Consider the following 20,279-nt stretch of genomic DNA (forward strand, 5'->3'; position numbering starts at 1 on the left):
ATGAGCACCGAAATCAAGACCGGCATGATCGCGGCCGAACTCCATGCGATCGCCGATGCCCAGCCCTTCGTCACCCGCTTCCTCGTGCGCAACCTTCGGACCGGTGAAACCATCGGCCGCGGCGAGCGTGAGGAAACGCCGTCCGCCAGCACCCGCAAGACCTCGATCATGATGGCGGCGCTGAAGGCGGTATCCGAAGGGCGGCTTAACCTCGACGAGTGCATCACCTACGAAGCACGCCTCGCCCACGAAGTGGCGAGCGGCATGTTCCGCTACCTGACGCCCGGCATCGTCATTTCGCTGCGCGACGCGATCGTCGGCATGATGGTGCTGAGCGACAATGTCTGCACCAAGATGGTGTTCGAGCGACTGACGCTCGAGGAGGTCGACGGCTATTGCAAGGCGCTCGGCATGGTTGGCACCCACCATCGCTTCCTCATTCCGCCGCTGGCGCTCAAACCCGATCACTCGCTGGCCGATGTCACGACGACGACGGCTGCCGACCAGGTGATGCTGCTGGAACTGATCCTCGCCGCCGAGCACGATGCCGCGGCTGCGGCGAAGCTTGGCATTACGGTCGAGCTGGCCGCCTTTGCCGTCCAGACGCTGAAGAACCAGATTCTTCGCTACGGCATCCGCGCGCGGCTGCCCTTCGATACGGTCGCCGCCTGCAAGGGCGGCCGTGGCAAACGCGGCCGCATGGATGCCGGCGTCGTCTATCGCGACGGCAAGCCGCTCTACGCCATTGCTGCCTTTACCGACGGTGTGCCCGCGCTGATGCCCGACGGCACGCCCGGCTACACCATCGCGCTCGAAACCATCGGCAAGCTGTCGCAGGCCTGCTGGCGCGCATTTTGAACCGACAACCAACAACAAGAGAGAGGAACCCATGAAAACCATGCTTCTTGCCGGCACCATGCTGATGAGCGCGATCGCGCTCGGCCATGCGCGTGACCTGACGGTCGCCCAGAGCTCGGACATCCGCAGCAACGAGCCCGGCGTCAACCGCGACGGCAACACCGACTCGGTGATCTTCCACATCGTCGAAGGACTGGTCGGCTACGCCGAAAACGGCGAAGTGAAGCCGCTGCTCGCAAAGAGCTTCGAGGTTTCGCCCGATGGCCTGACCTATACGTTCAAGCTGCGAGACGATGTGAAGTTCCACAACGGTAAGGCGCTGACCGCTGAAGACGTGGTCTGGAACTGGAACCGCTACATGAAGCCGGAGACCAAGTGGACCTGCGCCGGCGACTTCGACGGCAGCAAGTCGATCAAGGTGACGAGCGTCGCCGCAGCCGACGCTTCCACCGTCACCATGAGTATCGAGAAGCCTTCGGCCGTCTTTCTCGGCCTGATGGCCCGGCCGGAATGCGGCTACACCGGCATCGTCTCCCAAGATTCCGTCGGCGCAGACGGCGCTTACACTGCGCCCATCGGCACCGGCCCGTTCAAGTGGGCGGAATGGAAGAAGGGCGAATATGTCCGGCTCGAAAAGAACGCCGACTACGTCTCACCCGCCAATGACGGCAAGCCCGATGGCATGGTCGGCTCGAAGCGGCCGCTCGTCGACGGCATCAAGTTCATGGTGATCCCGGACGCCTCGACCGTGAAGACCGGCCTGCTTTCGGGCGCGCTCGATACGGCCGAAGTCTCGGCCGATCTCATTGCCGAGTTCAAGGACAGCGACACGATGCAGCTCATCGTCAAGCGGAACAACGGCAAGAACCTGCTCTACTTCCAGACTCGCGACAAGATCCTGAGCAACGTCGCGGTTCGCCGCGCCATGGCCGAAGCGCTCGACCTCGACCAGCTCGTCGCCGCCGTCTCCAACGGCACCGGTGAAGCCAACGCCTCGATGGTCTCGGCCGACTCGATCTTCTACTCCGACGTCCAGAAGAAGAAGATCCCGATGGATCTGGAAAAGGCGAAGAAGAACCTGGCCGATGCCGGCTACAACGGCGAGCCGATCACCATCATCGCCAACAAGCGCGGCAACGTGCCGAGCTTCCCCGCTGCCGTCGTCGCCCAGGCGATGATGCAGCAGGTCGGCCTCAACGTGCAGATCGAAGTGCTCGACTATGCGACCCAGGTCGATCGTCGCCGCTCCGGCAACTACCAAGTGATCTCGCAGTCGGTGTCGCCGCGCCTCGATCCGGCGCTGATGTACAGCTTCTATGTCGGCAACAAGGACAAGAACGCCTCGCTGATGTGGGACAACCCGAAGGCGATCGAGTTGATGAAGGCGGCCTATGTCGAGGCCGACCAGGCCAAGCGCCAGGCGATCTTCGACGAGTTTCACCAGCTGATGCTCGAAGAGGTCCCCGGCATCTTCATGTACGACATGGTCGACATCTGGGGCGCCACCAAGAAGCTGCACGGCCAGCCGGTCTGGCAGTCCAACACCCGCCTCTGGGAAGTGACGCTCGACGACTGATGCGGGCGTAGCCCTTCCTCTCCAGCGGATGGCGGCCGTTTGCCGCCCTCCGCACCTCCCTAGACAAACTGCTGATGCGACCGCGCCCCGCGCCGTCGCAAAAGGATGATTGATGCCAAATCCGGCCGCACGAACCGCCCTTGTCGAAACGATCGAAGCGCTGAAGCCCGAATTCGCAGCCATGAGCGACGCGATCTGGGACCACGCGGAACTGAGTTTTCATGAGCAAAAGTCGGTAGCGACACAGATCGCCATGCTGGAGAAGCACGGGTTTCGCGTGTCGCGCGGGTTGGCGGAGATCGACACCGCCTTCGTCGGCGAGAGCGGGCAGGGCCTGCCGGTGATCGCCTTTCTCGGCGAGTTCGACGCACTGGCCGGTTTGAGCCAGGTGGCCGGCGTTGCCGAGGCGCGCGCCGAAGTCGACGGCGGTACGGGCCATGGCTGCGGCCACAATCTGCTCGGCACCGGCTCGCTGCTCGCTGCCGTCGCGCTTGCCCGCTACCTCCAGGAAAACGGCTTGCCGGGCACGGTGCGCTATTACGGCTGCCCCGGCGAGGAAGGCGGCTCCGGCAAGACCTTCATGGCGCGCGCCGGCATCTTTGCCGATGTCGATACGGCGCTGACTTGGCACCCGGCACCCTTCAACGGCGTACGCTCGACCAACAATCTCGCCGTTCTCGAAATCTACTATCGCTTCAAGGGAGTGGCCGCGCACGCATCGAACGGTGCCCATCTCGGCCGCAGCGCGCTCGATGCGCTGGAACTGATGAATGTCGGCGTCAACTTCCTGAGGGAGCATATGCCGCAAGATTGCCGCGTGCACTACGCGATCACCGATGCCGGCGGCAAGGCGGCAAATGTGGTGCAGGCCCGCGCCGAGGCGCTCTATCTTGTACGCGCGCCGCAGATGCCGGAGGCCTTGGCGCTCGCCGCCCGCATCGACAAGATCGCCAAGGGGGCGGCGATGATGACGGAGACCGAGGTCGAGATCGTATTCGACCGCGCGGCGACCAACCTGCTGCCCAATATCGCGCTGGAAACGGCGATCCACGAAAACATGGTGGCGCTCGGCCCGGTGCCCTTCGACGAGGCGGATATCGCCTTTGCCAAGGACATCCAGAAGACCCTGACGCAGGAAGCAATATCGAGCAGCATCCGGCTCTATCAGATCAAGGGCGACGTTTTCGCCAACAGCCGCATGGACGGTTCGACCGGTCTGCATCTCGGCCTGCGCGATTTCGAGGGCCAGTCGCATTTCCGCGCCGGCTCGACCGATGTCGGCGACGTCAGCTGGATCACGCCGACGGCGCAATGCTGGGCGCCCGCCTGGGCGATCGGAACGGCGCCGCACACCTGGCAGGTGGTGGCGCAGGGCAAGAGCCCGGCCGCCCACAAGGCTTTCGCCCACGCGGCAAAATCACTGGCCACGACCGGTCTCGACCTGATCCTCGACGCCGATCTCTTGGCACGGGCAAAGGCCGAATGGCGGGAAAAAACCGAGGGCAAACTCTACCAGTGCCCGATCCCTGATCATATCGGTCCCAAGCTCTGAGTTCACTTTTTCGATGTTTGCAAACGCCCGCGCCACCCCGCGGGCGTTTCGTTTTGTGGGCGTCCGGACCGCCTGCCAGTCAAGCGCACGCGCCTTTGATTGGCGCCCGACTCTTGACGCGAATCGCAAGCTCCGGCATCTCTGTTACGGAGTTTTCCGAATAAGTGCCGGTTGGCCGTATTTGAGTTGAATCTCTGTTAGCGCGATGGGGCGCCGTTGGGCCGCTGACGCGCGCAAGGAGTATGGCAGAATGAATATGACGGCAACCCAGGCAAAACAGGATGCAGGCCACGCCCAGGCCCGGCGCCCAGCCGACGAGGCGATCGCGGCGGATGCCCGCGCGCTTTCCGAACAGTTGAAGGCGATGCGCGAGCGGCTGTTCCCGCCGACGGCGATGAAGACGCTGCGCAGCTTCACCTCGGGCGAGGCGGCCAAGCTGATCGGCGTTTCCGACGGTTATCTGCGCCAGCTTTCGCTTGCCGGCGAAGGGCCGCAGCCCGATACCGGTCTTGGTGGCCGCCGTTCCTATTCGCTCTCCGACATCAATGCGCTGCGCCGGCATCTGGCCGAGCAGGCCCTTGCCAAGGGCAACGCCGCCAAGGCGCGCAGCTATCTGAAATGGCGCGATGCGGAAGCGGGTGAACATCTGCAGGTGATCTCGGTCACCAACTTCAAGGGCGGCTCCGGCAAGACGACCTCTTCGGTGCACATCGCGCAATATCTCGCCATGACCGGCCACCGGGTGCTTGCCGTCGACCTCGACCCGCAGGCGTCGCTGTCCGCCCTCTTCGGCTACCAGCCGGAACTCGACCTCACCGGCAACGACACGCTCTATGGCGCGATCCGCTACGACGCCGAAGCACGCCCGCTGAAGGACATCATCCGCAAGACCTATTTCGACGGTCTCGATCTGGTGCCCGGCAATCTCGAACTGCAGGAATTCGAGCACACGACGCCGCAGGCTCTGGGCGCGCGCCAAAACGGCACGGACGCGGGGCCGCTGTTCTTCGCCCGCGTGCAGGCAGCGCTGGCCAGCGTCGCCGACGACTATGACGTCGTCATCATCGACTGCCCGCCGCAACTCGGTTACCTGACGCTGTCGGCGCTGTGCGCCTCGACGTCCGTCGTCGTCACCGTGCATCCGCAGATGCTCGACGTCGCCTCGATGAACCAGTTCCTCTACATGACCTCGGATCTGCTCAGCGTCGTGCGCGAGGCCGGCGGCGAACTGAATTTCGACTTCCTGCGCTATCTCGTCACCCGCTTCGAGCCGAATGACGGGCCGCAGGCACAGATCGTCGGCTTCATGCGCTCGCTCTTCGGCGACCGCGTGCTGACGTCGGCCATGGTGAAGTCCACCGCGGTTTCCGATGCCGGCCTGACGAAGCAGACGCTCTACGAGGTCGGGCGGGAGAATTTTACCCGCGCCACCTATGACCGCGCGATCGAATCGCTGAACGCCGTCAACGGCGAGATTGAAGCGCTCATTCACGCGGCTTGGGGGCGCTGACCGACATGGCTGGCAACCGCAAGAACGAACTGCGCGCACTCTTTTCGGGCAATGTCGCCCCGGCGGCACCTGCCGCGGAAGCGGACGACAAGGCGCCCGCCGCACCAAGCGCGCAGCCGGCAAAGCCGGTGGTCGTCCCTGCAGCCCAGGCCGACGTGCCGCGGGCGGCCTCCGGCGCGATCAAGGCCATGGGGCTTTCACTCGGCAGTATCACCCGCGAGGCGGAAGAGGCGCGCGCACTGCGCGAGGCCCTGCACCAGGGCGAGCGCGTCGTCGAGCTTGATCCGGAACTGATCGACGCGTCCTTCGTCGGCGACCGCCTGACCGATGGCGAGACCGACGATCCGGAATTCCTGGCGCTCGCCGACAGCATTCGCGACAGCGGCCAGCAGTCGCCGATCCTCGTGCGTCCGCACCCGCAGAAGCAAGGCCGTTACCAGACCGCCTACGGTCACCGTCGCCTCAACGCCGTGCGCAGCCTCGGCATCAAGGTCAAGGCCATCGTCCGGCCGCTGACCGACGACGAGCTGGTGCTGGCGCAGGGCAAGGAAAACGCCGAGCGGCGCAACCTGTCCTTCATCGAGCGCGCCATGTTTGCGTCGGCGCTCGCCGACCGCGGCTTCGACCGCAAGGTGATCGGCGAGGCGCTCGCGGTGCAGAAGAGCGAGCTGTCGCGCCTGCTGCAGGTGGCCGAAGGCGTGCCGCCGGCGATCGCTCGCGCCATCGGCCCGGCGCCGAAGGTCGGCCGCGAACGCTGGATGGCCTTTGGCGCGCTGCTTGAGGATATGGCGACCGTGGAACTGGCGCAGGAAGAGTGCCGCGCGCGCCGCTTCCTCGAAGCCGAAAGCGACCAGCGGTTCCAGATCGTCTTCACCCGCCTGTCGCGCAAGCCGAAGCCGGATGCAGCGGCGACCAAGCCGGAAGCGTTGGTCGACGCCGGCGGGCGCGCCTTTGCCAAGCTCAAGCGCGACGGCAAGAATGCCCGCATCGAGTTCTCGGCCGATGTCGATCCCGCCTTCATCGACGAGGTCGTCGAGCTGCTTGCAAGGCATCATGCGGTGTTTGCGTCCGGCCGCGAAGGCTGAGCGAAGCCTACGTCTTAGAAACGTTCGATAGGGCCCGCGTGATGCGCTCACGCGGGCCCGATTCGTTTTCCCGGTGGAGCCGGTGGCGAGCCACCGTGGGCATCCCTTAGCGAGCGCCGATATCGCCTTCATCCAAGAAATATTTTCGGCCGTGCGAGGGCGGCGACGGGATGTCGCGGTCGCCTTGGGGCGTCGGGCCTCGCCGTTGCATCAAGCCCACAGAAAGACGGCAATCGACCGTCGAGTCCGGTTCGAAACGGGGCGTTGGAAGGGACTTGTTAACCTTCATTTCCTATCGCTTAGAAGGCCCCGCGGCGATGTCTCTAGCTCTTCCAGGACCCATGCGTATTCCCAGGACAAACTTCTCACAGGCTGCTTTGCATGATGCAAACCAGGCGGATTATTTCGATGGTCCGCAGGATGATGCGTTGAGCGGTATGCCCACCCATGAGGCGGACCCCGCCGACCCCTATCAGTTGTACGAGGCGCCGGCGGCGCCCCGCCGGCCGGCAAACCAGCAGGCCGAAACCGCGAGCCGTGCGACCCGCCTCTATGGGCAGGGTTCCGCCTACGCTCCTGCACAGGTGACGTCGACGATGAGCGAACCCTTGCCGACCCTCTCGGAGATTGCCGGCCACTACGGTGATTCCACCTGGGAGAGCCATTTCTTCCTGGCCCCGAACGTGCGCTTTACCCGCACGCCCGAGCGCGAATTCATGAAGCGGCGCGCGCCGCAGGTCGAAGAAAGCGAAACGGTTACCGAAGCCGAAGAGGCGATCGTCGCGGTGGCGGCGGAGCCTGCTCCGGTCCTGGTCGAAACCGTCGAGCCCGTCGCGACGGCTCCGGTCGAACCCGCGCCGATGGAAGCTTCGGCCGCTGCTGCTGACGAGGTGCTGCAGGCCGAGGTCGCGCTGCCGTCCTACAGCCCGTCCGAACTGCTGCGTATGCTGACCAACCAGCTGCCGACCTGGACCGCGGCACAAAACACGATCGAGCCGGCCATGCTCGAGCGCGTCGAAGCGCCGGCCGATGAGGGCGTCGCCCTTGCGCCGGTGCTGACGACGCCGATCGCCGTTTCCGCACCGGTTGCCGAAGTGACGCCCACGCCCGCTCCGACCTCAGCCGAAGCTCCCGTCGATCAGAGCGCTGCGCATTCCGTCTTCCTGTCGGACTTCGCCTTCTTCGAATTCGGCCCGGCCGACGATGCAGAGGTTGCGGGCGCCGAAGCCGCGCATCCGAAGCCCTATGTCGAGACGCACGCGCCGGCAGCGATGACGCCCGTTATCGCTCCTGCCGTTGTCGCGCCCGCTGCGGTCACGCCGCCAGCGCCCGTGCGCCAAGTTGAAATCCGCCGCGTGCCGCCGACGGCGATCACCTCGCTGTTCCGCGTCGTGGACGTTCGTGGGGCAAAGCCCGAGGATATGCCGGCATCGCAGCCGCTTGCCGACGTTGCCCCGACTCCCGTTGCCGTGGCTGAAGAACCGGCGTCTGTCGCCGCCGCTGAAATCATCGACGCCGAACCGGTCGAAATCGAACAGCCGGCGCCGGTCGCCACGAAGGCGGCGATCACCATGCCGGCGCAGGTGACCCGCGCGCCGAGCAACATGCCGCCCATCGGCTCGACCGACCGCGCGCCGAGCGCCGACGGCTATGAATTCCCGTCCGAAGAACTGCTGCAGGAAGCGCCGGTCGGCCAGGGCTTCTTCATGACGCAGGAGCAGCTGGAACAGAATGCCGGCCTGCTTGAAAGCGTGCTCGAAGATTTCGGCGTCAAGGGCGAGATCATCCATGTGCGTCCCGGCCCGGTCGTCACGCTCTATGAATTCGAACCGGCACCCGGCGTGAAGTCATCGCGCGTCATCAACCTTGCCGACGATATCGCCCGCTCCATGTCGGCGCTTTCGGCCCGTGTCGCGGTCGTGCCCGGCCGCAACGTCATCGGTATCGAACTGCCGAATGCGACCCGCGAGACCGTCTATTTCCGCGAGCTGATCGAATCCGTCGATTTCCGCAAGACCGGCTACAAGCTGGCGCTGTGCCTCGGCAAGACGATCGGTGGCGAGCCTGTTATCGCCGAGCTTGCGAAGATGCCGCATCTGCTCGTTGCCGGCACCACCGGCTCGGGCAAGTCGGTCGCGATCAACACCATGATCCTGTCGCTGCTCTATCGCTTGAGCCCGGATCAATGCCGCCTGATCATGGTCGATCCGAAGATGCTCGAACTCTCCGTCTATGACGGCATCCCGCATCTGCTCACCCCCGTCGTTACCGACCCGAAGAAGGCGGTGATGGCGCTGAAGTGGGCGGTGCGCGAGATGGAAGACCGCTACCGCAAGATGTCGCGGCTCGGTGTGCGTAACATCGACGGCTACAACCAGCGTGCCGCCGCTGCCCGTGAAAAGGGCGAGCCGGTCATGTGCACGGTCCAGACCGGCTTCGAAAAGGGCACCGGCGAGCCGCTGTTCGAACAGCAGGAAATGGACCTGGCGCCCATGCCCTATATCGTCGTCATCGTCGACGAGATGGCCGACCTGATGATGGTCGCCGGCAAGGAGATCGAAGGCGCGATCCAGCGGCTGGCGCAGATGGCGCGCGCTGCCGGTATTCACCTGATCATGGCGACGCAGCGCCCCTCGGTCGACGTCATCACCGGCACGATCAAGGCGAACTTCCCGACCCGCATCTCGTTCCAGGTGACCTCGAAGATCGACAGCCGCACGATCCTCGGCGAACAGGGTGCCGAGCAGCTGCTCGGCCAGGGCGACATGCTGCACATGCAGGGCGGCGGGCGTATCGCCCGTGTCCATGGCCCGTTCGTCTCCGATCTGGAAGTCGAACACGTGGTCGCACACCTGAAGACGCAAGGGCGCCCGGAATACCTCGACACCGTCACGGCGGAAGAAGAGGAAGAAGAGCCGCAGGAGGAGACCCCGGTCTTCGACAAGAGCGCGCTTGCGTCGGAAGACGGCAACGAGCTCTACGACCAGGCGGTCAAGGTGGTGCTGCGCGACAAGAAGTGCTCGACCTCCTACATCCAGCGCCGCCTCGGTGTCGGCTACAATCGTGCGGCCTCGCTGGTCGAGCGCATGGAGAAGGAGGGCCTCGTCGGCCCGGCGAACCACGTCGGCAAGCGCGAGATCATCTACGGCAACCGCGACCACATGAGCGCGCCGGACAACGACGATATGGATTGATACTGGTCGCAGGCGTCGCCCAAAACACGGATATCAAGCCGTCGCTGGCAGATTGTCGGCGGCGGCTTTTCTATTGTCGCGTTGGTGGTAGTGTCGCTGGCGCCAGGAGTGGCCGTGATGTTTCCGGCCCTGATAGCGCGCATGGGATGATCTGATCGGTGCAGGCAGTAACGCATCGTCGCAATGAGACACCGATCTGGCCAAGCCTGACGCTTGCTCTCGTCCTTCATGCGCTCGTCGTGTTGGCGCTTTTCCTCCTCCCGTCACCGCGGCCACCTGTTCCGAGCCCGGACGAGGGGATCGCCGTTCAGATACTGGAATTGCCGCTCCCACGCTCTGAGGTGGTGCAGTCCGTGCTCGGACCGCAAGATGCGCCGCCCATCGCGCATTCCGTCCCGGAGACGGCGCCTGCTGCGGAAGCAGCCACGCTGCCCCCGGCTGCCCAGCCGGTGGTACAAGCGAAGCGGTTCTTCTCGGCGGCGATACTGGCCGATTCACGCAGCAGACAGGCGCTGGAAGGACTTTCGCAGCTTGCCGCCGACGAGCGGATCGTCCAGCTCTGCAATCTCGAGGCGATGGAGCAGGTTCATCGCTGGCGCGTCGACTTTAACCCCGACTTGCTCGTCGCCTATGCCACGTCGAATATCCTCCTGACGGGGCGGGACCTCCGCGCCGATGGCGCCGCCTTCCGCAGCAGGGGGCGTTGGTTCAACATCAAGTTTGGCTGCGCTGTGGCGCCGGATATCAAAAGCGTCGTGCGGTTCGAGTTTCAGGTCGGCGATGAAATTCCGAAAAGCGAGTGGGAGGCGCATTTCCTCCCTGCAGGCGCCGAAGCCCACTGATCGCCATGGCCAGGGTCCGCCTGCACCCGGCGCATTTTGGCGAGGTGCCGGACGAGAACAGGCTGCGAAGGGGATCACGCCGGGGCCGGTCCGCCTTTGGCGTGGCCTGCGCGGCAGCAGTGCTTGAGTTGCTTGCCGGATCCGCAAGGGCAGGGGTCGTTTCCGCGCAGTTGCAGGCGACCGACAAGCGGCAGAAGCGCTGAGGAGGGAAGAAGGCTGGCCATCAGGATCGCCAGCCTGGCGGACATGCCGGGAATGACCAGCCGCCGCCGGGCCTTGAAACCGCGCCAGGCGCATCTTGCCACGTATTCCGGTGTGGCCTTCGGAAGCGCTTTGAACAAGGCCGCCCTGTTGGCGCCGGATTTTTCGAGGAATTCGGTCGACACCGGTCCCGGCGCAACGCAGGTCACGGTTACGCCCGTCTTTCGCGTCTCCTGGTAAAGCGCCTCGGAGAAGGAACGAACGAAGGCTTTGCTCGCATAATACATCGCCATGTACGGGCCGGGCGTGAAACTGGCGACGGAGGCCAGATTGATGATGCCGCCGCGGCCGCGCGCGACCATGCCCGGCAACAGGTGCAAGGTCAGGGCCGCTAGCGCGCGTACATTGACGTCGATCATGCCGATCTGGTCGGCAATCGGCAAAGCGGTCGCCGCGCCGCGCAGGCCATAGCCGGCGCTGTTGACAAGAACGTCGCAGACGAGGCCTTCGCGCGCGAGAAATTCGTCGAGGATGCGCGTGGCATCGGGGGCGGCAAGATCGACTGGCAAGGAGAATGCCTCGCCGCCCGCCTGGTTGATCGCAGCCTCCACGACGCGCAAGCCTTGGATGGACCGCGCGACCAGAACGACCGGCGCGCCGTCTCGCGCGGCAAGCTCGGCAATTGCTCTGCCGATACCCCGGGACGCTCCGACGACGACAATGGCGGCTCGTGGTGGGTGCTGCGATGTCATGCGGAAGGCTCCGGCGCAGCGATGGGCGCACTGTCGTCGGCTTTCGTAAGGCCTGCCACCTCGTCGGCGATCTCGCCGTTCAATATTTCCTCGAAACGCGCCAGGGCGCGCGCGACGTTGGCGCCGTCCATGACGCGGTGGTCATAGTGGATTCTCACGGTAACCGATCCGTCGTCACCGATAGGCCCATAGTTGAAGATGGTGGTGAGCGGCGTCAGCGGATTGAGCGATTCAGCACCCAGGCCGGAGTAGACAGACAATTGGAAGGTACCGAAGCGGTGGCCCCGCTGACGCCCCATGTTCAGGCTGAGCCACATCAGCAGCCGCCGCAACGGCGCCGGCAGGCGCGCGATCTTCAACGCCCGCCGAAATTCCCTGATCTCGGGCACGGGACGGGATCGGGCCTCCTGGAGCAGGGCGCTCAATTCGGCAATGGATCGCCGTTCGGGTGTCTTGATCGTGCTGAGGAGAACGACTCGCTCGCCTTCGTACTCGCGCTCGTGTGCCACGGACGCGATGCTTCCGGGGTACTCATAGAGTTGCGGTCTCGGAAGCTTGATATAGGCCCGGCGCAAGTCTGGTGTCTCCTGCGAGAGCAAACCGTAGCCCTTGAGAAAAAGCACCACCCACGATGGCCGGTCCGAGCGGCTTGCCCGGGCTTTGTGCAACGCGCTGATGTCCATCTGCCGCTGCACCGTGACCCGAGGCACGCCGATGGAAAATCGCATCAGATCGCCGACGAGGCGTCGTGCGGCGGAAAGCTTGATCGGTCGGCCCCGCATAGTGCCACCTCTAGTAGATATAGGGTATAATTCGCTTCGTCCTGTCCATGTAGTCGCGATATTCGGGCCCGAAGAATTCCAGCATCAGGCGCTCCTCCTTGCCCACGCGCAGGAAGAAAAGAACAGCGAAACCAACAAGCCCCGCAAGTCCGACCATCCAGTTCGACAGCAGCAGCATCTGGCCGAGTCCCATAAGCAGGAAGCTCGTATACATCGGGTGGCGGACGGTGGCGTAAGGGCCCGTGCTGATCAGCTTGTGTTTTTCGCGAATTTCCAGCGAAATGGACCAGTTGCGGCCGAGTTCCTTATGCGTTCGACGGAAGGTCCAGATCGCGGCGGCGAACACGAACGCCCCAAGCCCGACCAGCCAAGGTTGGGCGACGTAGTCGGCAAATCTCGGAATTCCCGTCGCCACATAGAGTGCCGGCACAATGGCAAGGCCGAGCGAAGCAGCAGCCAGGCCAATCGTATCGGTCGTCGATCGACGGTTGCTCATCACCCGCACACGCCTTGCGCGGCGTTCGAACGGGTAACGGACGACATACCAGGCAATGATGCCCACGACCCAGACGATTTCGCCGATGGAAGCGGCAGACATGTTCACGTTGGCTCACCCAAGCTCTTTTGTGCGGATGCTGGTCCGCAGGTGGCAATCACGCACGAGACTGCCATGCGTCGCTCGGACCTGACAAGGCAATAAAACCGCAGCGGTCGAGAACACCGTTGCCGGGCGATGAAGGCGTTTCCTTGTGCCTGGTCAGGCGTGGCGTGGCGCGCTCGCCCGCTAGCCGCCGTTCATCTCTCGCAGCCGCGTGATGAACTGCTGCGGCCTTAGCCAGATGCCAGGTGTCTTGTAACCCATGGATCGCGCGATGTCGGCAACGAAAGCGTTGCAGTTGTAGATCGACGCCTGCCAGAAGCGGGCTTCGGACTTGAGCTTCCGGATTTTGGCAACGACGTCGCGATATTGCGCTTCCGTCAACATGACGCGCCAGCTCGCGGACCTGTATTGTTCCTCCAGGTCGCCGTCGCTGGCGCCAGTTTCGGCCGGAACCGGCAGAAGGTGGCCAATAACATAGGGGGCGGTATCGCTTGTGGCGGGTGCAAGCCCCGCAACTTCCGGATTGACCATTGCTCCCGACTTGCTGAGCTGGCCGAAAATTACATAGGAGTGCCCGTAGCTGAGCGCATAACGAGAGCGGAACTCGATGAAGTAGCCCTGATTGCTCTGTTGCGATGTGCCCGCATAGCTTGAGACAAACCGCGGCTGTGGGCCCTTATCCTGCGATTGACACGCCGTGAGCGCCATTGTGGCCAATACGGCGAACGAAATAAGACCTCGTGAACGCATCATTCCTGCGCCATCTTTCCCGAATTCTGATGAGCACACGAGAATGCCACTTACGGCTTTCGGTCCGCGCACCCCTACGAGTGGCCGGGCTGGCCACGATCAGACAGGGCGGGGAGGACGATGGTCCTCCCCGAACCAAGGTCAGAATTATTTGTAAACGGGCGCCGGTTCTGCCGCCACGGGTGGCGGGGCCTTGCCTTTGCCTTTGCCGATGGTTCCGCACGCCGCGAGGCTGGCGACGGAAAGCAACGCAACTGTAACGATTAGGATTCTGCTCATCAATATGTCCTTTCCTCTGTGGTCGGAATGGTTATTCGAAGGCAACGATTACAGTATTAGTAGCAATTCACGATTCGGCCTAGTGCGGAAAGAGCACACTCCCTGTCCGCTTTATCGTTACCAAAATCCAAACTGTGTTTCGGAACATTCCCGCCCTACTCCAATACGGAAGGGAGATAGCGTACGTTATCAAATGATCAATACCGGAGTTCCAACTGGTGTCCGTGCGTAGAGATCGACTATGTCATCATTGGTTAGACGTATGCAGCCGTTCGAAACTGCCTGTCCTATAGTCCAGGGTGCATTCGTGCCGTGGAGCCGGAACTTGGTGTCCTGGCCGTTGCGATAAAGGTATAGAGCCGACGCGCCCAAAGGGTTGTGAGGGCCGCCTGTAACGCCGCCGGCGTATTGCGCCAGTTCCGGTTTGCGTCGGATCATGCTTGCGGTCGGCGTCCATGATGGCCACTCAGCCTTGCGACCGACGATGGCTCGCCCTTTGAGTGTGAGCCCTTCCTGCCCGACGCCGATCCCGTAACGCATCGCCCATCCGCCGTTTTCGATCGAATAGAGGTAGCGTTGCGATGTATCGACGAGGATTGTTCCGGCCGGTTCTTTGCCGTCGTACCGGACGTGTCTCTTTCGGTAGCGTGGATCCACACCCGGTGTGCCACCGTACAGCGATGGGAACGAAACGCCCTGCCAGCTTGAACTGCACCCGGCCAGCAAGCCAAGGCTGCTGATGAACAGGGCTCTTCGAGTAATGCGCTGATTGTCCATCTTTACCTGCTGAGAAAAATGGTACACCCCGACTCGCTTTTAGCATTACAATATTTGCCGGCAAAGTTCCGATCAGTCAAACTAAACCATGCGTCAGCCTATGCGGTCGGGACAGGAGATATTTATGCACGTTCCGCGGGAAAGTCTGCGCAAGAGTGATGTATTCGTGCGGACGAATCTGGATCGTTCTCGGAAATCTCATTAAAAGTGCTGGTGTTTTTCGCGTCTTTCTGTGGACGGTGGGTCGATAAATCTGTGCCTCGCATCGAATGCATGAAATGATTTGCGATGTCGCACACGCTCGGTTGGTCGAGCGTGACAACTGGAAATGACGGTATGAATTTAGGCTTCACTGGCAAAGTCGCTGTGGTGACCGGCGCCGGTTCAGGAATCGGCGCGGCCGTATGCCGGCAACTCGCGGCCGAGGGCGCGGAAGTCATTGCTGCCGATGTCGATGCCGACGCAGTGCGTCTCGTCGTCGAAGATATTTGCGCGAATGGAGGCAAGGCCCATCACGTCGCGCTTGATGTCGCCGATTCTGCCGCCGTCGAAAAGCTGGTGAACTACGCCGTTCAGACCTGTGGTGGCCTGCATCTCGCAGTCAACAATGCCGGGATCGACGGCGTGCGCAAGGCAACCGCCGACTATCCAATCGACAGCTGGCACGCGCTGATGGACGTCAACCTTCACGGCGTTTTCTATTGCATGAAATACGAGATCGCGGCCATGGCGGCGCAGGGTGGCGGCGCGATCGTAAACACGACGTCCATTCTCGGTTCCGTCGCTCTGCCGACAGCCGCCGCCTACACGGCGGCCAAGCACGCTGTGGTCGGGCTGACGAAGGCCGCTGCGATCGAGTACGCCCGTAGCGGTATCCGCATCAATGCGGTGGCGCCCGGCTGGATCGACACGCCGCTATCGGGCGAAAATGCCGACGTGTCCAGCAGCCGGCGTATGATGTCGCTGCAGCCGATGGGACGCCGTGGCACGCCGCAGGAAGTGGCGGCCCTGATCTGTTTCCTGTTGTCGGAACAGGCAAGCTTCATCACGGGAAGCGTTCACCTCGTCGATGGCGCCTACACCGCTCACTAGCGGGCCGCGCACGCACCGTTCCAACCCCTCCCGTTGTTCAGGGCGCGCAGACGCGCGTCCGGCGTCGCGTAGCGTTTGCTGTGTGACAGGAATAAAAACGTTTTTATTTTTCTTGAAAACGTTTTTATTGGCTGTTACCTCTGGTCTCCAGGAGAAGGCCTAAGCCTGGGAGGGTGCATGGCGGCTGAGATGCACAGGGCGCGACGCACACCGACGCCGACGATCAAGACCCTGGCGGAGATGACCGGCTATTCCATTGCCACGATCTCCAAGGCCCTGCGTGAATCGCCCGTGGTTGCGCCCGCGACCAGAGACATCATCTACAAGGCGGCACGCGAAGTCGGCTACCAAGCCAACGCTCGCGGCATGGCGCTTCGCACCGGCAAGAGTTTTCAGGCGGCCGTGCTGATGCCGGTGACCGCGGCGCGCGACTATGAATGGGACGGCGTCGAATACACCCAGACCCTGAGCGGCATCAGTCAGGCGCTCGAAGGCACCGACTACCGCATGTCCGTGCATGTCATCCGCGATGCCGCCGATGGCGCGGATGCGGCGCGCCGCATCGTCGACCAGGGGCTTGCCGACGGGCTGATCTTCTCCGGCATCCTCGCCGACGATCCGCGCATCGATCTGCTCGTCGGCGAGGATTTCCCCTTCGTCTCGATGGGACGTTGCCGCGGGGATCTCGACTATGCCCATGTCGACATCGACAACGAATGGGCCGCGCATGCGGCGACCGCGCGGCTGATCGCCGGCGGCCACCGGCGGATCGCGCTGGTCAATCCGGAACGGCGGCTTTCCTACGCGCTCGACAGGATCGACGGCTTTGTCCGGGCGTTTCGCGAGGTCGGCCTGGAAACCCCGACGGATCTGATTGCCGAGGGTGATCTCTCGACCCATTTCGGACGGAAGACGGTGACCGATTTCCTGCAATTCGACGACGCGCCGACCGCCTTCGTCTGCATCAACGAATCCACCACGCTCGGCGTGCTCTCGGGCCTCGGCAGCCTCGGGCGCCAGGTCGGCGTCGATGTCGATGTCATCGCCTATGACGACATCAATGTCAGCGCCTATTTCACGCCACCGATCACCACTTTCTATCAGCCGATCGAGGTGCTTGGTCGCACGCTCGGTCAATTCCTGCTGCGCCGTATGGAGGGGGAGGACCCCAAGGTGCTGAGGCAGGTCTTCCGGCCGACGCTGATTGAGCGCCAACCCGACAATCTCGGCGGCCGTCTAATCCAAAACTAATCATCCAAGGAGGAGAACCATGAAAAAACTGATGATTGCCCTGGCCATTGCGGCCCTTGCTTCGAGCGTATCGCACGCCGCCGATCTCGGCGGCAAGCTCTTGAAGGTCGGCTCCGACACGACCTCGCCGCCGATGGAAAGCATCGATCCGGCAACCGGACAGGTCGTCGGCTTCGACGTCGATGTCGTCAATGCCGTCTGCGCCAAGATCAACTGCCAGGCCGAATTCATCACCACCGGCTGGGACGGCATCTTCGCAGCCCTCGACCAGGGCAGCTTCGACCTTGTCGCATCGGGCGTCTCGATCACCGAGGAACGCAAGAAGGCGATGGACTTTTCCGACCCTTACATCGTCAACAGTCAGGCCGTGCTGATGCGTGCTGACGACCAGGGCATCACGCTCGACGCCTTCAAGGACGCCGGCAGGAAGCTTTCGGCCCAGGCCAACACCACCGACGCCCAGGTTGCCGAAAGCGTCGTCGGCAAGGAGAACGTCGCCGCCTACGACACGTTCAGCGCCGCGATCATCGCGCTCAAGAACAAGGACGTCGACGGCGTCGTCATCAACGGCGCCAATGCGGCTGCCTACGAGCGCGAGTTCGCGGGCGAGCTCGTCGTTGCCATCAAGGATCTCGAATCCGATCCGCTCGGCCTCGTCTTCCGCAAGGGCGACGAAAACGTCGCGGCCTTCAACGAAGGCCTGAAGATGATCAAGGACGACGGCACGCTCGACCAGCTGATCAGCAAATACTGGGGCCTCAAGTAAGCCTTTGAAATCGATCGGATCCGGAGCGTGCCGCGCTCCGGGTCGTCTGTTTGTCTGTCCTGTGCCCCGGAGGAATGAATGTCGTTCCTGAGAAGCGTGCGTCCGAGCAATCTGATCATCCTGACCGCGCTGCCCTTCATCATCTATCTGTTCATCTCCTCCGGCGACTATCAGCGCTCGCTGCGGGCGATTCTCGGTGTCGAGAACGGCTCGTCGGCCTTCGTGCCGGGCTTTCTGGCGCTCGCGATCGCGTTTACCTCGGGCATCGCCGTGCTCGTGTTCTCGCGCGCCAAGGCGCCGCGCCCGCGGCTTGCGAACGTTGCGGCGCTGCTCAATCTGGCTGCCGCCGCCGTTCTCGTCATCGGCCACAACATCCACCCCTTCATCGCATCCGTCGTCGCCAACGGCGTCGATCCGTTCAAGTCGACGCTGATCGTCAAGGGCGTGACGCCCCGGCAGTTGACGGAAGCCGCGGACCTGATGGTGCAGGGCGTCGAAGCCTGGCTGTTCCCCGCCTATCTCGCCGTCACGCTGATCGGCCTCGGGCTTCATTTCCTGAGCGGCCGTCCGGATGCCCCTTCCGACGGAAAGGCGCGTCGCGTCGCCCGCTGGATCCTTGGTCTCACCAATGGCGCCGGTTTGGTTTTCGTCTTCTTCTTCGCCCATATCGCCTTTGCGGCCGGGGTCGCGACCACCATCCGCGCCGCGATCGCCGCCTATATCCTGGCGGCGCTCATGGGTCTTGTCTGGGTCGGGCTGCTGCAACTGCATTCAACAGTTAGAACCAGCCTCTATTTTGCCATTGCCACCCTTGTGCTGGCGGTTGCGGCCGGCTGGTTCCTGATGCAGCCGCGCGACACCTACGTGCTCGCCGGCACGCTTGAGGGCAAGGTCGGCATCGTCACCAACACGCCGGCGGGCCTGATCAGCGCGGTGCGCTTCGGCCAGTATGACGGTGCGCCGCAGACGGAAACGCCGGTGCGCACCTTCGTCGGCCCGGCCGAGGCGCTCGCCTCGATTGCCAAGGGTGAGGGCGTTTCAGGTGCCCTGCTGCCGGCCGCTTCCGCGCCCGCCGACATGCCCGTCCTCTGGAAGACCGAGGCGCTGAACGATCGCGATCGTGCCGCCGGTGTCACCGTCGCCGTGCTTGCGATCATACTTGGTCTCTTGACCTTCGGCGGCTATCTGCATCAGCGCCATCCGCTGGCGATCGGCTCGGAGTTCATCGTCGATACGATCCGCGGCATCCCCATGCTGGTGATCGTGCTCTATGTGGGCTTGCCCTTAAGCGGGGCGCTCAAGGACGCGACACAAGGCGTGCTCGATCCACCAAACCTGATGCGCGGCATCGTCGCCATGGCGCTCGCCTATTCGGCCTATCTCGCCGAAATCTTCCGCTCGGGCATCAACGCGATCCCGGTCGGCCAGATAGAGGCGGCGCGCAGCATCGGTCTCAACCGCTGGCAGACGGCGCGCCTCGTCGTGCTGCCGCAGGCCTTCCGCATCATCATTCCGCCGCTCGGCAACGAACTGATCGCGATCCTCAAAGACACGTCGCTCTTGTCGATCCTGTCGATCCGCGACATCACCCAGCGCATGCGCGAGTTCCAATCGGCAAGCTTCCTGCCGTTTGCACCCTACAACTCGGCGGCGATCTTCTACATCTTCCTGACGCTGGCTGCCGCCAGCCTCGTCAACATGGTCGAGCGGAAATATGACATCAAGCACCGCTAGACCCCGCACGGTGTTGATCACGGGAACCTCCCGCGGCCTCGGCGCGGAACTCGCGCGGCTTTACGTCGAAGACGGCTGGCGGGTGATTGCCTGCCAGCGGAGGCCGATCTCGAGCGAAGGTTCGACGGAACGGCTGGCGCTCGATGTTGCCGATGCGGCATCGATCGACGCCCTTGGGCGGTCGCTCCAGGGCGTTGCGATCGACCTGCTGATCAACAACGCGGCCGTGCGCGGCGATGTCGGGGGCCTTGCGACGCTTGAACCGGGCGATTTTCTCGACGTGATGCGCGTCAATGCGCTGGCGCCGCTCTTGGTGACGCGGGCGCTGCTTCCGAACCTGTGCGCCGGCAAACAGCCTGTCGTCGCCAATATCAGCAGCCGGGCCGGGTCGCTCGCCGAAGGCACGCTCGACGATGATGACGGCGACTATGCCTACCGCTGCTCCAAGGCGGCGCTGAACATGGCGACGGTCAAGCTTGCCCAGGATCTGAAGCGCGACGGGATTTCCGTCGTTTCGCTGCATCCGGGCTGGGTGCAGACGGACATGGGCGGCAGCGAGGCCGTCGTTTCGGTGGCTCAAAGTGCGACCGGGTTGAAGGCGATCATCGACCGCACAGGTTTGGCCGATAGCGGCAGTTTCCGCGCCTATGACGGGCGCCGGGTTTCGTGGTGACAGG

The 20,279-nt window shown here is 63.4% G+C and carries 18 protein-coding genes; 12 read left to right on the top strand and 6 right to left on the bottom strand.

The window, feature by feature from the left end; all coding sequences use genetic code 11:
* The 7 genes from JVX98_RS06385 (at position 1) to JVX98_RS32230 (ending at position 10,617) form a co-directional block, all read left to right on the top strand.
* On the top strand, positions 1–858 hold the full coding sequence (locus tag JVX98_RS06385) for a serine hydrolase (RefSeq protein ID WP_205236192.1): 858 nt from the start codon (positions 1–3) through the stop codon (positions 856–858).
* A gap of 31 nt (positions 859–889) precedes the next feature.
* A complete protein-coding gene (locus JVX98_RS06390) occupies positions 890–2,434 on the top strand; it encodes an ABC transporter substrate-binding protein (protein WP_205236193.1) in 1,545 nt (514 codons plus the stop codon).
* 112 nt (positions 2,435–2,546) lie between these two features.
* A complete protein-coding gene (locus JVX98_RS06395) occupies positions 2,547–3,986 on the top strand; it encodes a M20 family metallopeptidase (protein ID WP_205236194.1) in 1,440 nt (479 codons plus the stop codon).
* A 250-nt stretch (positions 3,987–4,236) separates the two neighbouring features.
* The gene (gene repA, locus JVX98_RS06400) at positions 4,237–5,496 is read left to right on the top strand and encodes a plasmid partitioning protein RepA (RefSeq protein ID WP_205236195.1); all 1,260 of its coding nucleotides are present in this window, start codon (positions 4,237–4,239) and stop codon (positions 5,494–5,496) included.
* Positions 5,497–5,501: 5 nt separating this feature from the next.
* Entirely contained in the window at positions 5,502–6,581 is a 1,080-nt protein-coding gene (repB, locus tag JVX98_RS06405) for a plasmid partitioning protein RepB (protein ID WP_205236196.1), read from the top strand.
* 341 nt (positions 6,582–6,922) lie between these two features.
* Complete coding sequence (locus JVX98_RS06410; protein WP_205236197.1) at positions 6,923–9,775, top strand: DNA translocase FtsK; 2,853 nt, start codon at positions 6,923–6,925, stop codon at positions 9,773–9,775.
* Positions 9,776–9,933: 158 nt separating this feature from the next.
* The gene (locus JVX98_RS32230) at positions 9,934–10,617 is read left to right on the top strand and encodes a DUF930 domain-containing protein (RefSeq protein WP_246764810.1); all 684 of its coding nucleotides are present in this window, start codon (positions 9,934–9,936) and stop codon (positions 10,615–10,617) included.
* 74 nt (positions 10,618–10,691) lie between these two features.
* On the opposite strand, the gene JVX98_RS06420 is transcribed toward JVX98_RS32230, so the two are convergent.
* From JVX98_RS06420 to JVX98_RS06440, 6 genes are all read right to left on the bottom strand, one after another.
* Positions 10,692–11,570, bottom strand: coding sequence for an SDR family NAD(P)-dependent oxidoreductase (locus JVX98_RS06420; protein WP_205236201.1), 879 nt, complete (start codon positions 11,568–11,570; stop codon positions 10,692–10,694).
* A complete protein-coding gene (locus JVX98_RS06425; protein ID WP_205236203.1) occupies positions 11,567–12,352 on the bottom strand; it encodes a hypothetical protein in 786 nt (261 codons plus the stop codon). Before JVX98_RS06425 ends, JVX98_RS06420 begins: the two co-directional genes overlap by 4 nt.
* Positions 12,353–12,362: 10 nt before the next feature.
* Entirely contained in the window at positions 12,363–12,950 is a 588-nt protein-coding gene (locus JVX98_RS06430; RefSeq protein WP_205237012.1) for a protein-S-isoprenylcysteine O-methyltransferase, read from the bottom strand.
* A gap of 186 nt (positions 12,951–13,136) precedes the next feature.
* The gene (locus tag JVX98_RS06435) at positions 13,137–13,706 is read right to left on the bottom strand and encodes a hypothetical protein (RefSeq protein WP_043616286.1); all 570 of its coding nucleotides are present in this window, start codon (positions 13,704–13,706) and stop codon (positions 13,137–13,139) included.
* 144 nt (positions 13,707–13,850) lie between these two features.
* Entirely contained in the window at positions 13,851–13,982 is a 132-nt protein-coding gene (locus tag JVX98_RS32235; protein ID WP_082006004.1) for an ABC transporter, read from the bottom strand.
* Between the two features lie 189 nt (positions 13,983–14,171).
* On the bottom strand, positions 14,172–14,759 hold the full coding sequence (locus tag JVX98_RS06440; RefSeq protein WP_192450383.1) for a L,D-transpeptidase: 588 nt from the start codon (positions 14,757–14,759) through the stop codon (positions 14,172–14,174).
* 336 nt (positions 14,760–15,095) lie between these two features.
* Here JVX98_RS06440 and JVX98_RS06445 point away from each other — a divergent pair, with 336 nt between their 5' ends.
* The 5 genes from JVX98_RS06445 (at position 15,096) to JVX98_RS06465 (ending at position 20,275) form a co-directional block, all read left to right on the top strand.
* Positions 15,096–15,851, top strand: a complete 756-nt coding sequence (locus JVX98_RS06445; RefSeq protein WP_192450384.1) for an SDR family NAD(P)-dependent oxidoreductase — start codon at positions 15,096–15,098, stop codon at positions 15,849–15,851.
* Positions 15,852–16,028: 177 nt separating this feature from the next.
* Positions 16,029–17,102, top strand: coding sequence for a LacI family DNA-binding transcriptional regulator (locus JVX98_RS06450; protein ID WP_246764811.1), 1,074 nt, complete (start codon positions 16,029–16,031; stop codon positions 17,100–17,102).
* A gap of 19 nt (positions 17,103–17,121) precedes the next feature.
* Positions 17,122–17,868 (top strand): transporter substrate-binding domain-containing protein, encoded by a 747-nt coding sequence (locus JVX98_RS06455; protein WP_192450385.1) that lies wholly within the window; start codon positions 17,122–17,124, stop codon positions 17,866–17,868.
* A 78-nt stretch (positions 17,869–17,946) separates the two neighbouring features.
* The gene (locus JVX98_RS06460; protein WP_205236204.1) at positions 17,947–19,602 is read left to right on the top strand and encodes an amino acid ABC transporter permease; all 1,656 of its coding nucleotides are present in this window, start codon (positions 17,947–17,949) and stop codon (positions 19,600–19,602) included.
* A 10-nt stretch (positions 19,603–19,612) separates the two neighbouring features.
* Complete coding sequence (locus tag JVX98_RS06465) at positions 19,613–20,275, top strand: SDR family oxidoreductase (RefSeq protein WP_205236205.1); 663 nt, start codon at positions 19,613–19,615, stop codon at positions 20,273–20,275.
* Positions 20,276–20,279 lie beyond the last annotated feature (4 nt).

The sequence above is a fragment of the Ensifer sp. PDNC004 genome (genome assembly GCF_016919405.1).
In the GTDB taxonomy this organism is placed as follows: domain Bacteria; phylum Pseudomonadota; class Alphaproteobacteria; order Rhizobiales; family Rhizobiaceae; genus Ensifer.